This is a genomic window from Rhizobium sp. 0TCS1.26, from assembly GCF_050455525.1.
Lineage (GTDB): Bacteria > Pseudomonadota > Alphaproteobacteria > Rhizobiales > Rhizobiaceae > Neorhizobium.
This window is the reverse complement of record NZ_JBCIYV010000006.1, coordinates 1-14,050: the sequence shown is the minus strand read 5'-3', so window position 1 is coordinate 14,050 and position 14,050 is coordinate 1. Positions and strand designations below refer to the sequence as shown.

26 protein-coding genes are annotated in these 14,050 nt (G+C 60.1%); all 26 read right to left on the bottom strand.

The annotated features are described in order from the left end of the window. Window positions 1-155: 155 nt before the first annotated feature. Window positions 156-545 carry a 30S ribosomal protein S11 gene (rpsK, locus tag AAIH46_RS20790; RefSeq protein ID WP_430307977.1) on the bottom strand — a complete coding sequence of 130 codons (390 nt, stop codon included), beginning with the start codon at window positions 543-545 and terminating at the stop codon, window positions 156-158. Between the two features lie 129 nt (window positions 546-674). Further along, on the bottom strand, window positions 675-1,043 hold the full coding sequence (gene rpsM / locus AAIH46_RS20785; RefSeq protein ID WP_430307976.1) for a 30S ribosomal protein S13: 369 nt from the start codon (window positions 1,041-1,043) through the stop codon (window positions 675-677). A 242-nt stretch (window positions 1,044-1,285) separates the two neighbouring features. Next, window positions 1,286-1,936 (bottom strand): adenylate kinase, encoded by a 651-nt coding sequence (locus tag AAIH46_RS20780; protein ID WP_430307975.1) that lies wholly within the window; start codon window positions 1,934-1,936, stop codon window positions 1,286-1,288. Then, window positions 1,933-3,273: a preprotein translocase subunit SecY gene (secY, locus tag AAIH46_RS20775; RefSeq protein ID WP_430307974.1), complete on the bottom strand. Its 1,341-nt coding sequence runs from the start codon at window positions 3,271-3,273 to the stop codon at window positions 1,933-1,935. The genes AAIH46_RS20780 and secY overlap by 4 nt, the downstream gene beginning before the upstream one ends. A 233-nt stretch (window positions 3,274-3,506) precedes the next feature. After that, window positions 3,507-3,980, bottom strand: coding sequence for a 50S ribosomal protein L15 (rplO, locus tag AAIH46_RS20770; RefSeq protein WP_430307973.1), 474 nt, complete (start codon window positions 3,978-3,980; stop codon window positions 3,507-3,509). Window positions 3,981-3,996: 16 nt separating this feature from the next. Beyond that, entirely contained in the window at window positions 3,997-4,206 is a 210-nt protein-coding gene (gene rpmD, locus AAIH46_RS20765; protein WP_430307972.1) for a 50S ribosomal protein L30, read from the bottom strand. A gap of 14 nt (window positions 4,207-4,220) precedes the next feature. Beyond that, entirely contained in the window at window positions 4,221-4,790 is a 570-nt protein-coding gene (gene rpsE, locus AAIH46_RS20760; protein WP_430307971.1) for a 30S ribosomal protein S5, read from the bottom strand. Window positions 4,791-4,928: 138 nt separating this feature from the next. Further along, complete coding sequence (rplR, locus tag AAIH46_RS20755) at window positions 4,929-5,291, bottom strand: 50S ribosomal protein L18 (protein ID WP_430307970.1); 363 nt, start codon at window positions 5,289-5,291, stop codon at window positions 4,929-4,931. Between the two features lie 12 nt (window positions 5,292-5,303). Further along, window positions 5,304-5,837, bottom strand: coding sequence for a 50S ribosomal protein L6 (rplF, locus tag AAIH46_RS20750; RefSeq protein ID WP_430307969.1), 534 nt, complete (start codon window positions 5,835-5,837; stop codon window positions 5,304-5,306). A 42-nt stretch (window positions 5,838-5,879) separates the two neighbouring features. Next, window positions 5,880-6,278, bottom strand: a complete 399-nt coding sequence (rpsH, locus tag AAIH46_RS20745) for a 30S ribosomal protein S8 (protein WP_430307968.1) — start codon at window positions 6,276-6,278, stop codon at window positions 5,880-5,882. 13 nt (window positions 6,279-6,291) lie between these two features. Next, complete coding sequence (rpsN, locus tag AAIH46_RS20740; protein WP_430307967.1) at window positions 6,292-6,597, bottom strand: 30S ribosomal protein S14; 306 nt, start codon at window positions 6,595-6,597, stop codon at window positions 6,292-6,294. Window positions 6,598-6,629: 32 nt separating this feature from the next. Next, entirely contained in the window at window positions 6,630-7,187 is a 558-nt protein-coding gene (gene rplE / locus AAIH46_RS20735; protein WP_430307966.1) for a 50S ribosomal protein L5, read from the bottom strand. Beyond that, the gene (gene rplX / locus AAIH46_RS20730; protein WP_430307965.1) at window positions 7,180-7,488 is read right to left on the bottom strand and encodes a 50S ribosomal protein L24; all 309 of its coding nucleotides are present in this window, start codon (window positions 7,486-7,488) and stop codon (window positions 7,180-7,182) included. Before rplX ends, rplE begins: the two co-directional genes overlap by 8 nt. 13 nt (window positions 7,489-7,501) lie before the next feature. Further along, window positions 7,502-7,870, bottom strand: coding sequence for a 50S ribosomal protein L14 (rplN, locus tag AAIH46_RS20725; protein ID WP_007770138.1), 369 nt, complete (start codon window positions 7,868-7,870; stop codon window positions 7,502-7,504). Between the two features lie 235 nt (window positions 7,871-8,105). Further along, window positions 8,106-8,342, bottom strand: coding sequence for a 30S ribosomal protein S17 (rpsQ, locus tag AAIH46_RS20720; protein WP_430307964.1), 237 nt, complete (start codon window positions 8,340-8,342; stop codon window positions 8,106-8,108). 12 nt (window positions 8,343-8,354) lie between these two features. Next, window positions 8,355-8,555: a 50S ribosomal protein L29 gene (rpmC, locus tag AAIH46_RS20715; protein ID WP_046792688.1), complete on the bottom strand. Its 201-nt coding sequence runs from the start codon at window positions 8,553-8,555 to the stop codon at window positions 8,355-8,357. 12 nt (window positions 8,556-8,567) lie between these two features. Further along, window positions 8,568-8,981 (bottom strand): 50S ribosomal protein L16, encoded by a 414-nt coding sequence (gene rplP / locus AAIH46_RS20710; protein ID WP_165220144.1) that lies wholly within the window; start codon window positions 8,979-8,981, stop codon window positions 8,568-8,570. Between the two features lie 38 nt (window positions 8,982-9,019). Next, window positions 9,020-9,754 (bottom strand): 30S ribosomal protein S3, encoded by a 735-nt coding sequence (gene rpsC, locus AAIH46_RS20705; RefSeq protein WP_430307963.1) that lies wholly within the window; start codon window positions 9,752-9,754, stop codon window positions 9,020-9,022. Further along, the gene (rplV, locus tag AAIH46_RS20700) at window positions 9,754-10,143 is read right to left on the bottom strand and encodes a 50S ribosomal protein L22 (RefSeq protein ID WP_062457763.1); all 390 of its coding nucleotides are present in this window, start codon (window positions 10,141-10,143) and stop codon (window positions 9,754-9,756) included. Before rplV ends, rpsC begins: the two co-directional genes overlap by 1 nt. A gap of 2 nt (window positions 10,144-10,145) precedes the next feature. After that, window positions 10,146-10,424 carry a 30S ribosomal protein S19 gene (gene rpsS, locus AAIH46_RS20695; RefSeq protein WP_028735901.1) on the bottom strand — a complete coding sequence of 93 codons (279 nt, stop codon included), beginning with the start codon at window positions 10,422-10,424 and terminating at the stop codon, window positions 10,146-10,148. Between the two features lie 15 nt (window positions 10,425-10,439). After that, the gene (gene rplB, locus AAIH46_RS20690) at window positions 10,440-11,276 is read right to left on the bottom strand and encodes a 50S ribosomal protein L2 (protein ID WP_430307962.1); all 837 of its coding nucleotides are present in this window, start codon (window positions 11,274-11,276) and stop codon (window positions 10,440-10,442) included. Window positions 11,277-11,293: 17 nt separating this feature from the next. Further along, on the bottom strand, window positions 11,294-11,587 hold the full coding sequence (locus AAIH46_RS20685; protein ID WP_430307961.1) for a 50S ribosomal protein L23: 294 nt from the start codon (window positions 11,585-11,587) through the stop codon (window positions 11,294-11,296). Beyond that, entirely contained in the window at window positions 11,584-12,204 is a 621-nt protein-coding gene (gene rplD / locus AAIH46_RS20680; RefSeq protein ID WP_430307960.1) for a 50S ribosomal protein L4, read from the bottom strand. Before rplD ends, AAIH46_RS20685 begins: the two co-directional genes overlap by 4 nt. Window positions 12,205-12,217: 13 nt before the next feature. After that, entirely contained in the window at window positions 12,218-12,859 is a 642-nt protein-coding gene (gene rplC, locus AAIH46_RS20675; protein ID WP_430307959.1) for a 50S ribosomal protein L3, read from the bottom strand. Window positions 12,860-12,896: 37 nt separating this feature from the next. Continuing rightward, a complete protein-coding gene (rpsJ, locus tag AAIH46_RS20670; protein ID WP_003547547.1) occupies window positions 12,897-13,205 on the bottom strand; it encodes a 30S ribosomal protein S10 in 309 nt (102 codons plus the stop codon). A gap of 317 nt (window positions 13,206-13,522) precedes the next feature. After that, on the bottom strand, window positions 13,523-14,050 hold a 528-nt coding region (locus AAIH46_RS20665; protein ID WP_430307958.1), incomplete at its 5' end, for an EF-Tu/IF-2/RF-3 family GTPase.

Genomic DNA, 14,050 nt, shown 5'->3' with positions numbered 1-14,050 from the left:
CCACTATCCAATCGTGGCAACCGAGCATGAGAAGCGCCAAGAAAGAGACTTCTTCTTCGGCGTTACGGCAAAGCCGCCATACCTCGAATGCGAGATAAGGCGGCATCACCGAAATTCAGACCGAGGCCTCCCAGCGGAAGGCCTGCGAAGACGCGTCAGACGCGACGCTTCTTGCGCGGACGGCAGCCGTTGTGCGGGATCGGCGTCACGTCACGGATGGAGGTGATCATGAAGCCGGCAGCCTGCAGAGCGCGAAGAGCCGATTCACGGCCGGAACCCGGACCGGTGACTTCGACTTCGAGCGTCTTCATGCCGTGTTCCTGCGCCTTTTTGGCAGCATCTTCAGCAGCGATCTGAGCGGCGAACGGGGTCGACTTACGCGAACCCTTGAAACCCTTTGCACCAGCCGAAGACCAGGCAATTGCATTGCCCTGCGCGTCGGTGATGGTGATCATGGTGTTGTTGAACGTCGAGTTCACGTGGGCAACGCCCGACGAGATGTTCTTGCGTTCGCGACGGCGGACGCGAGTGGCTTCCTTGGCCATGTCTTTCCTTTCGTTGATATCGTCACCGCCGTAGTGCCAGCGGCTCCACCGGGCAAGACCGAGGCCCTACCCAAACTCAAAAAGAGGCCAGCGACGAAGCGCCGGCCCCTCTTCCCGGATAACCGGAAATTACTTCTTCTTACCGGCGATCGCCTTCGCCGGACCCTTGCGGGTGCGGGCGTTGGTGTGCGTGCGCTGACCGCGGACCGGAAGGCCACGACGGTGACGCAGGCCACGGTAGCAGCCGAGGTCCATCAGACGCTTGATGTTCATCGCGGTATCGCGACGAAGGTCACCCTCGACCTGATAGTCGCGGTCGATGGTTTCGCGGATCTGCAGGACTTCAGCGTCCGTCAGCTGATGTACGCGACGATCAGCCGGAATACCGACCTTCTCGACGATTGCCTGAGCGAATTTAGGGCCGATCCCGTGAATGTAGGTCAGCGCGATAACGACGCGCTTCGCGGTCGGGATGTTGACGCCAGCGATACGTGCCACGCCTATTCTCCTTGGTTCCAGTTGCCATCCGGCAAGTGGTACTTCTTCCATGAGAGCGGCCTTCAACAAGGGCCACCCGGTCAATCTCATCCGATACAAGTCAAAGCGACCGCTACGGATCCCTTTCGGGAGATCCGCGCCGATCGCAATGAATTGAAGCGAGTTGGCGCGGTCTTTAACGGAATCGGCGAAAAATTGCAACCGTTCCCGCCAAGATTCTTATTCACAAGGCGAAGCACCCCTCAGAGGGACGCCAGGATCGCCTCAATGTCTCTCGTCACCACATCCATGTCGGCCATGCCGTCGACTGTCTTAAGCCGGCCCTTGGCGTAGTAGTAGCCGATCAGCGGCGAGGTTTCCTTGTAGTAGACCTCAAGGCGCTGGATCATGGTCTCGGCATTGTCGTCCGGGCGGCGCTTGAAGTGGGTCGAGCCGCACTTGTCGCAGACGCCCTCGCTTGCCGGCTTGTGGTCGGTGTCGTGATAGACGCTGCCGCACTGGGCGCAGGAATAGCGGCCGGAAACACGGCGCACCAGTTCCTTGTCGTCGACCTTCAGTTCGATCACCACAGACAGGTCGAGACCCTTGGCATGCAGCATCGATTCTGTCGCGTCCGCCTGCACCAGGGTGCGTGGAAAACCATCGAGAATGAAGCCCTTGGCGCAGTCCGGCTGATCGATTCGCTCGGAGACGATGGCAATGACGATATCGTCGGATACCAGCTTGCCGGCATCCATGACCGCCTTGGCGCGCTTCCCGACTTCCGTCTCGGCCGCTACCGCGGCACGCAGCATATCACCGGTGGAGAGCTGCGGAATCCCGTATTTCTCCACAATCCGCTGGGCCTGGGTCCCCTTACCCGCGCCCGGCGGCCCCAAAAGAATCAGTCTCATCGTCCCCTCTTTCCTCCACGCAACTTCGACTTCTTGATCAGACCCTCGTATTGCTGGGCAATGAGGTGACCCTGGATCTGTGCTACCGTATCGAGGGTTACACTGACAACGATCAAAAGCGAAGTACCACCAAGGGCTAACGGGATACCCGTGCGCGCAATCAGTGTTTCTGGAAGAATGCAGACGAACACCAGATAGATCGCACCGACGACGGTGATCCGCGTCAGAACGTAATCGATGTACTCAGCGGTACGGTCGCCCGGACGGATACCCGGGATGAAGCCACCGTGCTTCTTCAGGTTGTCGGCCGTATCCTTCGGATTGAAGACGATAGCCGTGTAGAAGAAGGCGAAGAAGGCGATCAGCGCACCATAGAACACCATGAACAGCGGCTGGCCGTGCTGCAGGGCGGCAATGATGCTCGTCGCCCAGGTCGGCAGGCTCGTGTTGCCGGCAAAGCCCGCAGCCGTTGCCGGCAGGAGCAGCAGCGACGACGCGAAGATCGCCGGGATGACGCCAGAGGTGTTCAGCTTCAGCGGCAGGTGCGAGGTATCGCCCTGGAACATCCGGTTGCCAACCTGGCGCTTCGGATACTGGATCAGCAGGCGTCGCTGGGCACGCTCGACGAAGACGATGAGAGCAATGACGCCGATGGCTACCACGACGACGAGGAGAATCAGCGCCGTCGACAGAGCGCCGGTACGACCAAGCTCGAGCGTGCTGGCGAGAGCTGTCGGCAGGCCTGCGGCAATGCCGGCAAAGATGATCAGCGAGATGCCGTTGCCGATGCCGCGCGAGGTGATCTGCTCACCGAGCCACATCAGGAACATCGTGCCGCCAAGCAGCGAGACGACCGTCGAGATACGGAAGAACCAGCCCGGATCAAGGACGATGCCGTTGCCGCTCTCAAGCCCGACGGCGATGCCGTAGGCCTGCAGCGTGCCGAGCAGCACGGTGCCGTAGCGCGTGTACTGGTTGATGATCTTGCGGCCCTGTTCGCCTTCCTTCTTGAGGTTCTCAAGCGAGGGAACGACCGAGGTCATCAGCTGGACGATGATGGAGGCGGAAATATACGGCATGATGCCGAGGGCAAAGATCGCCATGCGCTGGACAGCGCCGCCGGCGAACATGTTGAACAGCCCGAGGATGCCGCCGGCCTGGCCGCGGAAGGCCTGCGCATAGGCTTCCGGATTGAGGCCGGGGAGCGGAATGTGGGTGCCGAGGCGGTAGACCAGAAGTGCAGCCAGCGTAAACCAGAGGCGCTTCTTCAGGTCGGTTGCCTTCGAGAAGGTCGAAAAATTGAGATTTGAGGCCAGTTGTTCAGCTGCAGAAGCCATGCATTTCTCCGCCTGACCAATTCCGACGGGATGCAGGGAGCCCCATCCGGAAGGCAGTCCATATTCAGGTTCAGAAAACCGGGAGACGGAAGGGCTGCAGCGCAACCAATGCCTCACCCCATTTTCCGCGATGGCCCGGCTGAGCGCCGCCAATGCGGCCCGGGCACGTGAGGCTCACATATGAGAGCAAAATCGCCCGGTGTGAAGAACCCCGGGCGATTTCAAGAGATATATTATTCGGCCGAAGCGACTTCCGGCAGCTTGATCGAGCCGCCAGCCTTTTCGATCTTCTCGACGGCGGCCTTGGAGGCGCCGGCGGCTTCGATCGAAACCTTGGCCGTCAGTTCACCGTCAGCGAGGATGCGAACGCCATCCTTCAGGCGACGAATCACGCCGGCAGCCTTGAGCGCAGCAGCATCGATGGTGACCGAGCCGTCGAGCTTCTTGGCATCGATGGCGGTCTGGATGCGGCCGAGCGACACAACAGCAAATTCCGAACGGAAGATGTTGGTGAAGCCGCGCTTCGGCAGGCGACGGTAGATGGGCATCTGACCGCCTTCGAAGCCGTTGATCGACACGCCGGAACGGGCCTTCTGACCCTTGACGCCGCGACCACCGGTCTTGCCCTTGCCCGAGCCGATACCGCGACCTACGCGGATGCGGTCCTTGCTGGAGCCTTCGTTATCTTTGATCTCGTTGAGTTTCATGATCTCTACTCCCGTCTCACTTCTCGTCGACGACGCGAACGAGATGCTGGACAGCCCGGATCATGCCACGAACAGAAGGCGTATCTTCCAGCGTGCTAACCCGGTGCATCTTGTTGAGGCCCAGACCGACGAGCGTTGCGCGCTGTACGGCCGGACGGCGAATGGGGCTGCCGATCTGTTCGATCGTAACCGTCTTTGCTTCAGTCTTCTGCGTAGCCTTGGCCATGGATCAGACTCCTCTTATTCTTCAGACGCGTTGCCGGAAGCGGCACGGCGAGCCTGAAGCGTGGCGTACTTGAGGCCGCGCTGAGCTGCGATGTCCTTCGGGTGCACCTGATGCTTCAGGGCGTCGAACGTGGCGCGAACCATGTTGTAGGGGTTCGACGAACCGGTCGACTTGGCAACGACGTCATGAACGCCGAGCGTTTCGAAGACGGCGCGCATCGGACCACCGGCGATAATGCCGGTACCAGCCTTGGCAGAGCGCAGCAGAACCTTGCCGGCGCCGTGACGGCCGTTGACGTCGTGGTGAAGCGTGCGGCCATCGCGCAGCGGTACGAATACCAGGTCGCGCTTGGCAGCTTCGGTTGCCTTGCGGATGGCTTCCGGCACTTCGCGTGCCTTGCCATGACCGAAACCTACGCGACCCTTCTGGTCGCCGACGACGACGAGAGCAGCAAAGCCGAAACGACGGCCGCCCTTGACGACCTTGGCAACGCGGTTGATCGCGACCAGCTTGTCGACGAATTCGCTATCGCGTTCTTCGCGGTTCTGGCGATCGTTGCCCGAACCTCTTCTATCTTGTGCCATTGTCCTTTTCCTTTTTCTTTTCCGGGTGCAACGGGCGATTTCTGGGAGCCAACCGCCAAACAGGCGGAACGACTGATGATGGCGGAGTGACCGCCTTTCGCCCGACCTCCCCTTATCGAGGCAGCCGGGCGAAAATTCTTAGAAGCTCAGACCGCCTTCGCGGGCAGCATCGGCGAGTGCCTTGATGCGGCCGTGGAAGATGAAGGCGCCGCGATCGAACACGACTTCCTTCACGCCGGCCGCCGTGGCGCGCTCAGCAACGAGCTTGCCGACGGCAGCAGCAGCTGCAGTGTCGGCGCCCGTCTTCAGAGACGTACGGAGGCCCGTATCGAGCGTCGATGCAGCAGCCAGCGTGCGGCCGGCCACATCATCGATGATCTGGGCGTAGATGTTCTTCGACGAGCGATGAACCGACAGACGCGGGCGGCCATTGGCAACCGCCTTGATCTGGCGGCGCACGCGGCTCGCGCGCTTCGAAAGCGCTTCTTTCCTGCTAGCCATTTCGCGTCACCCTTACTTCTTCTTGCCTTCCTTGCGGACGATCCGTTCCTCGGCGTACTTGACGCCTTTGCCCTTGTAGGGCTCCGGACCGCGGTATTCGCGGATTTCCGCGGCAACCTGACCGACCTGCTGCTTATTGATGCCGGTGACGACGATTTCCGTCGGCTTCGGCACGGCAATCGAGATACCCTGCGGGGGCTCGTAGACAACGTCGTGGCTGAAGCCGAGCGACAGCTGCAGGTTCTTGCCCTGCATGGCTGCGCGGTAACCGACGCCGTTGATTTCAAGCTTGCGCTCAAAACCGTCCTTCACGCCCTTGAAGATGTTCTCGATCATCGTGCGGGACATGCCCCACTTCGAACGAGCATCCTTGCTGTTGGACGCCGGGGTTACCGACACAGCATTGTCTTCCAAGGCAAGCTTCACTTCGTCATTGGCGACGAAGACGAGTTCGCCCTTCGGGCCCTTGGCAGTTACCGTCTGGCCGTCAACGGCAGCCGTAATTCCTGCAGGGACCTGAACGGGCTTTTTACCGATACGAGACATGTTTCAATCCTGTCTGTTCGTTCTGGAGATCCTTGCCCGGTCTTAGAAGACCGAGCAAAGAACCTCGCCACCAACGTTCTGTTCGCGAGCCTGGTGATCGGCCATCACACCCTTCGGAGTCGAAAGGATGGTGATGCCGAGGCCGTTCGCGACCTGCGGAATGGACTTTACCGAGACATAGACCCGGCGGCCCGGCTTGGACACGCGGCCGATCTCACGGATGACCGAAGCGCCTTCGTAGTATTTCAGTTCGATTTCGATCTCGGACTTGCCGTTGCCGTAGTCGACCTGGGTGTAACCGCGGATGTAGCCTTCCGACTGCAGCACGTCGAGAACGCGGACGCGCAGCTTGGAAGCAGGCGTGGACACGGTCGACTTGCGGCGGGCAGCGCCGTTGCGGATGCGGGTGAGCATATCGCCCAGAGGATCAGTCATGGTCATGGAAACCGTCTCCTTACCAGCTGGACTTCACGATGCCGGGCACCTTGCCCAGGTTGCCCAGTTCGCGCAGCGCGATACGGGACATCTTGAGCTTGCGATAGAAGGCGCGCGGACGCCCCGTCACTTCGCAGCGGTTACGGATACGTGTCTTGGAACCGTCGCGCGACATCGAAGCGAGCTTCAGGGTAGCCTGAAAACGCTCTTCAATTGCGAGCTCCTGGTTCATGATGGTGGCCTTCAGCGCTGCGCGCTTCGCAGCCTGATTGGCAACCGTCTTGCGGCGGCGCTTGTTCTTTTCGACTGCGCTTGTCTTCGCCATATCGAGTTCCTTCTCTACGCTCGTCGTTACGGTTACTGACGGAACGGGAAGTTGAACTCTTTCAGAAGAGCCCGTGCTTCGTCGTCCGTGTTTGCCGTCGTGCAAACGATGATGTCCATGCCCCACATCTGATCAACCTTATCGTAGTTGATCTCCGGGAACACAATGTGCTCCTTGATGCCCATGGCGAAGTTGCCACGGCCGTCAAAGCTCTTCGGATTCAGGCCGCGAAAGTCGCGAACGCGCGGAAGCGCGATGTTGATCAGGCGATCCAGGAATTCATACATGCGGGCGCCGCGGAGCGTCACCTTGGCACCGATCGGCATTCCTTCGCGGACCTTGAAGCCGGCGATGGAGTTGCGAGCGTGGGTGATGACCGGCTTCTGGCCGGCGATTGCCGCCAGGTCAGCTGCCGCCACGGTGGGCTTCTTCGAATCGGCAGTCGCTTCACCAACACCCATGTTGATCACGATCTTGTCGATCTTCGGGATCTGCATCTCGTTGGCGTAGGAGAACTGCTCCTGCATCGCCGCACGGATACGCGCGTTGAATTCAGCCTTCAGACGCGGTTCGTACTTTGCCTCAGCCATCGATGACATCTCCCGTACGCTTGGCCACACGGACCTTCTTGCCATCCACTACGGAGAACCCAACGCGGGTCGCCTTGCCGTCTTTCGCGACGATCGCGATGTTCGACAGGTGGATCGAAGCTTCTTTGTTGATGATGCCGGCTTCCTGGCTCTGGGTCTGGCGCTGGTGGCGCTTGACCATATTGAGACCGCGAACAACGGCGCGATCTTCCTTCGGCATCACTTGAATGACTTCACCGGTACGGCCCTTGTCCTTGCCGGTGAGTACGACGACGTTGTCGCCCTTGCGAATCTTCTGCATGGCTACCGCTCCCTTAGAGTACTTCCGGAGCCAGCGAAATGATCTTCATATGGTTCTTGGCGCGAAGTTCGCGCGGAACCGGTCCGAAGATACGGGTGCCGATCGGCTCTTTCTTATTGTCGATGAGGACCGCTGCGTTGTTGTCGAAGCGGATGACGCTGCCGTCGGGACGGCGGATGTCCTTGGCGGTGCGAACGACGACAGCCTTCATAACGTCGCCCTTCTTGACGCGGCCGCGCGGGATCGCTTCCTTGATCGAAACGACGATGATGTCGCCGATGGAAGCGTACTTGCGCTTGGAGCCGCCCAGCACCTTGATGCACATGACACGACGCGCGCCGGAATTATCGGCAACGTCGAGGTTTGTTTGCATCTGAATCATGTCAGGTCGCCTTTTCGTAAAGACCGGAACGGTTGGGCGCAAAGCCCCCTTTTCCGGCTCATGGACATATTTTCATTGTTCGCGCGGGTGGGGTCTTGCCAAGGTGGTTTCCGAGATCGGACCTTCCCTGCGCTGCAAAGCAAAAGAACGCCCGTGACCGGGCGTTCTGCGCCAATGCGCTGCTTCATACAGATTTCTGCGCCGAACACAAGGCCCGAACGCAATAACCTGCGTATTAAGCCTGGGCGGCGATAACCGTCCAGGTCTTATCCTTCGAGATCGGTGCGCATTCCTGGATGGAAACGAAGTCACCGGTCTTGTACTGATTGTTCTCGTCGTGGGCCTTGTACTTCTTGGAACGACGAACCGTCTTCTGGAGCAGCGGGTGAGCGAAACGACGCTCAACCCGAACCACTACCGTCTTGTCGTTCTTGTCGCTGACCACGACGCCCTGCAGAATGCGCTTCGGCATATTGTTTTTCCCTTAGGCCTTTGCTTCTGCCGCCTTCTGGCGGGCAATGGTTTTCACGCGAGCGATGTCCTTGCGGACTTCGTTGATGCGCGAGGACTTTTCAAGCTGACCGGTGGCCTTCTGGAAGCGCAGGTTGAACTGCTCCTTCTTGAGCTCCGCAAGCTTGTCCTTGAGCTGATCGGCCGTGAGGCCGCGTACGTCTTCGGCTTTCATGTGCCTCACCCCTTACTCTGCGATGCGCTGAACGAAGCGCGTCTTGACCGAGAGCTTGGCGGAACCGAGACGGAGCGCCTCGCGGGCAATGTCCTCGGACACGCCGTCGATCTCGAACATCATACGACCAGGCTTGACCTTGCAAGCCCAGTATTCAACGGAACCCTTGCCCTTACCCATACGGACTTCGGTCGGCTTTGCCGTGACCGGAACGTCAGGGAACACACGGATCCACACGCGACCAGCGCGCTTCATGTAACGCGTGATCGCGCGGCGAGCCGCTTCGATCTCGCGTGCATTGACGCGGTTGGGTTCGAGAGCCTTGAGGCCGAATTCACCGAATGCCAGGTCGAAGCCACCCTTGGCTACGCCCTTGATGCGGCCCTTGAACTGCTTGCGGTACTTGGTACGCTTTGGCTGCAACATTTTCTTACTTCTCCGAGCTTATCTTTCGCCAGCGCTGATCAAGCGTTTTCGCGGCGACGGTCGCCACGATCGCCGCGGTCGCCGCGGCTAGCGGGTCCCTGAGCGTCACCTTCGAGAGCGCGGCGTTCAGAAGCCATCGGATCGTGTTCAAGGATTTCACCCTTGAAGATCCAGACCTTGATGCCGCAGATACCGAATGCGGTTTCGGCTTCCGCCGTACCGTAATCGATGTCGGCACGCAGCGTGTGAAGCGGAACCCGACCTTCGCGGTACCATTCGGTACGAGCGATTTCGGCGCCACCGAGACGGCCTGCGCAGGTGATCTTGATGCCTTCAGCGCCAAGACGCATGGCCGACTGAACGGCACGCTTCATGGCACGACGGAACGCAACGCGGCGTTCCAGCTGCTGGGCGATCGACTGAGCGACCAGCGTGGCATCAACTTCCGGCTTGCGCACTTCAACGATGTTGAGGTGCGTTTCGGACGAGGTCATCGAAGCGATCTTCTTGCGAAGCTTCTCGATGTCGGCGCCCTTCTTGCCGATGATCAGACCCGGGCGAGCCGAGTGGATCGTGACGCGGCACTTCTTGTGCGGACGCTCGATCACCACCTTGGCGATGCCGGCCTGCTTCAGCTCGGACATCAGATAGGCGCGGATCTTCAGGTCTTCGTGGAGCAGCTGGCCGTATTCGGCGTTGTCGGCGAACCAACGGCTGTCCCAGGTACGGTTAATGCCGAGGCGGAAACCGATTGGATTGATTTTCTGACCCATTATGCGGCCTCCCCTTTTTCCTCGACTTCGCGCACAACGATCGTGAGGTGCGCGAAAGGCTTTTCGATGCGGGAAGCACGGCCACGGCCACGAGCGTGGAAACGCTTCATGGTGATGGACTTGCCGACATAGGCTTCCGCGACGATCAGCGTGTCAACGTCGAGGTCGTGGTTGTTCTCGGCGTTGGCGATAGCCGACTCGAGGGTCTTCTTCACCGTGCCTGCGATGCGCTTGCGGGAGAACTCCAGTTCTGCCAGGGCGCGTTCAACCTTCTTGCCGCGGATCATGGCGGCAACCAGGTTCAGCTTCTGCGGGCTGACGCGAAGCGTGCGGGCGACTGCCTGCGCTTCGTTGTCCTTCAGCCGGCGTTCGGTCTTTGCCTTCGCCATGATTACTTCCTCTTAGCCTTCTTGTCCGCGCCGTGACCGTAGTAGGTCCGGGTCGGAGAGAATTCGCCAAACTTGTGGCCGACCATGTCTTCGTTGACGCTGACCGGAACATGCTTGCTGCCGTTGTAGACGCCGAAAGTGAGACCGACGAACTGCGGCAGGATCGTGGAGCGACGGCTCCAGATCTTGATCACTTCGCTGCGGCCGCCTTCACGAACCTTCTCAGCCTTCTTGAGAAGATAGCCGTCAACGAACGGGCCTTTCCATACTGAACGAGCCATTTCTGACTACCTCTCTTACTTCTTCTTCAGGTGGCGCGAGCGCATGATGAACTTGTCCGTAGACTTGTTCGAACGAGTCCGCTTGCCCTTGGTCGGCTTGCCCCAGGGGGAAACCGGGTGGCGACCACCGGATGTACGGCCTTCACCACCACCGTGGGGGTGGTCGACCGGGTTCATGACGACACCGCGGTTATGCGGGGTCTTGCCGCGCCAGCGGGTGCGACCAGCCTTGCCGTCGTTGGTGTTGCCGTGATCCGGGTTCGACACCGCACCGATCGAAGCAAGGCAGGAGCCGTGCACGAGGCGCTGTTCGCCGGAGTTCAGGCGAAGGATCGCCATGCCTGCGTCACGACCGACCAGCTGCACATAGGTGCCAGCCGAACGTGCGATCTGACCACCCTTGCCGGGCTTCATTTCGACGTTGTGAACGATCGAGCCGACCGGGATGTACTGCAGCGGCATGGTGTTGCCGGGCTTGACGTCGACGGCCTTGTCGGAGGCGATAACCTTGTCGCCGGCAGCAAGGCGCTGCGGAGCGATGATGTAGGCCTGCTCGCCGTCAGCATAGCTGATGAGGGCGATGAAGGCGGAACGGTTGGGGTCGTATTCCAGACGCTCTACCGTGCCTTCGACTTCAAACTTGCGACGCTTGAAATCGACCAGACGGTAGGTGCGCTTGTGACCACCACCGATGAAGCGGGCGGTGATGCGACCGAGGTTGTTACGGCCGCCGCTCTTCGAGAGGCCTTGCGTCAGCGCCTTGACCGGCTTGCCCTTGTGGAGGCCCGAACGGTCGACGATGACCAGCTGACGCTGGCTCGGGGTCGTCGGGTTGTAGCTTTTCAGTGCCATTGTTCTTGTTCCCTACCTCAGACGCCCGTCGACACGTCGATGGACTGACCTTCGGCAAGCGTGACGATCGCCTTCTTGACGTCCTTCTGCTTGCCGATGAAGCCGCGGAAACGCTTTACCTTGCCCTTGCGGACCAGCGTATTGACGGCCTTGACCTTGACGCCGAAGAGAGCTTCCACGGCAGCCTTGATTTCCGGCTTGGAAGCGTCCTTGGCGACGTTGAAGACGACCTGGTTCTGTTCGGAGACCAGCGTCGACTTTTCGGTGATCGAAGGAGATACGATCACATCGTAGTGGCGAAGATCGGTCACTTGAAACGCTCCTCTAGAGCTTCAACCGCAGCCTTGGACAGCACGAGCTTACCGCGACGCAGGATGTCGTAAACATTGATGCCCTGAACCGGCAGAACGTCGACGTTCGGGATGTTCTGAGCAGCGAGCTTGAAGTTCGCATCGATCTCCGAACCGCCGATGACCAGAACGTTGGTCAGGCCGAGCGAGGCAAACGTGCCGGCAAGCGCCTTGGTCTTTGCTTCAGCAGCGGTGAGCTGATCGACGATGATCAGGTCTTCAGCCTTCAGCTTGGCAGACAGAGCGTGACGCAGGGCAAGAGCGCGAACCTTCTTGGGAAGATCATGCTCGTGGCTGCGAACGACCGGGCCGTGGGCCTTGCCGCCGCCGCGGAACTGCGGAGCGCGCGCCGAATGGTGACGAGCGCGGCCCGTACCCTTCTGCTTGTACATCTTGGCACCCGTGCGCGATACTTCGGCGCGGGTCTTGGTCTTGTGCGTGCCCTGCTGCTTCTTGGCAAGCTGCCAACGAACCATGCGTGCCAGGATGTCCTGGCGGGGGTCGAGGCCGAAGATCTCGTCCGACAGGGAAACCTGGCCGGCGTCTTTACCCTCGAGGGTCTTGACGTTGAATTCCATGTGCTTGGCTCCCTTACTTCGCGGCCGACTTGACGGCGTCGCGGACGATGATCCAGGCACCCTTCGATCCGGGAACAGCTCCCTTTACTAGGATGAGACCACGGTCTTCGTCGGTCGAGACGACTTCGAGGTTCTGGGTGGTGACGCGCGTCTGGCCCATGTGACCAGCCATGCGCTTGCCCTTCCAGACCTTACCCGGATCCTGGTTGGAACCCGTCGAACCGTGCGAACGGTGCGAGACGGACACGCCGTGCGTGGCGCGAAGACCACCGAAGTTGTGACGCTTCATGGCGCCGGCGAAGCCCTTACCGATGCTGGTACCGGTCACGTCGACCAGCTGACCAGCGGTAAAGTGGCTCGGGGTCAGCGCGGAACCGACATCAACGAGGTTGTCGGCATCGACGCGGAACTCCACGACCTTCGCCTTCGGCTCGACTTCAGCGACGGCGAAGTGGCCGCGCATTGCCTTGCTCGTATTCTTGACCTTTGCCTGGCCTGCGCCAAGCTGAACAGCCGTGTAGCCGTTCTTTTCTTCCGTACGGTGTGCGACGACCTGGCAGTTTTCGACGCGCAGTACCGTGACCGGTACATGCTCGCCGGCGTCGTTGTAGACGCGGGTCATTCCCACCTTTTGTGCAATTACACCTGAACGCATCGGTTCAATCCTTCTCACTCAGCCCGAGACAGGCGCCTCAGAGCTTGATTTCCACGTCGACGCCGGCGGCCAGATCGAGCTTCATCAGCGCGTCTACCGTCTGCGGGGTGGGATCCACGATGTCGAGCAAACGCTTGTGCGTGCGCATTTCGAACTGCTCGCGGCTCTTCTTATCGATGTGAGGGGACCGGTTTACCGTAAACTTCTCGATTCGAGTCGGAAGCGGAACGGGGCCCCGGACGCTAGCTCCGGTGCGCTTCGCCGTCGACACGATCTCACGCGTAGAAGCATCGAGAATCCGGTGATCGAACGCCTTCAGGCGAATGCGGATATTTTGGCCGTTCATTCGACGTTATCCTTGTTGTCTTTTACCCGATGCCAACATCACGGCATTGGGGGTTGTTCTCTCTAAAGGCGGACCACCGGTTTCAAAGATCGAGGGGAACACCTTGACGGCGTTCCCATCCATTCTTCGGGCCTGAGGCCCACCTTTTGGATTGTTCAGCCTGCACCACAAAAGCGAAGCAGGCGGCAAATCGCGCTCGCGCGCCATTTGCTACATTTTCGTGTCATAAGCAAGGGCCAGACGGCACCTGCTAGAAATTTCTTGTGCCATCAAGCACATCGGGGTGGGCAGCGAAAGCCGCCCTCCCCGATGCCAGATTACTCGATGATCGAGGCGACGATGCCGGCGCCGACGGTACGGCCGCCTTCGCGGATAGCGAAGCGCAGCTTTTCTTCCATGGCGATCGGAACGATCAGCTCGACGACAACCGTGACGTTATCGCCCGGCATAACCATTTCCGTGCCTTCCGGAAGCGTGACGATACCCGTCACGTCCGTCGTGCGGAAGTAGAACTGCGGACGGTAGTTGGTGAAGAACGGCGTATGACGGCCGCCTTCTTCCTTCGTCAGGATGTAGGCTTCGGCATTGAACTTCTTGTGCGGCTTGACCGAACCCGGCTTGCACAGGATCTGGCCACGCTCGACGCCGTCACGGTTCACACCGCGAACCAGTGCGCCGATGTTGTCGCCGGCCTGGCCCTGGTCGAGCAGCTTGCGGAACATTTCAACGCCGGTAACCGTCGTCTTCGACGTGGCGCGGATGCCGACAATCTCGACTTCTTCACCAACCTTGACGATGCCACGCTCGACGCGGCCGGTCACGACCGTGCCGCGACCCGAGATCGA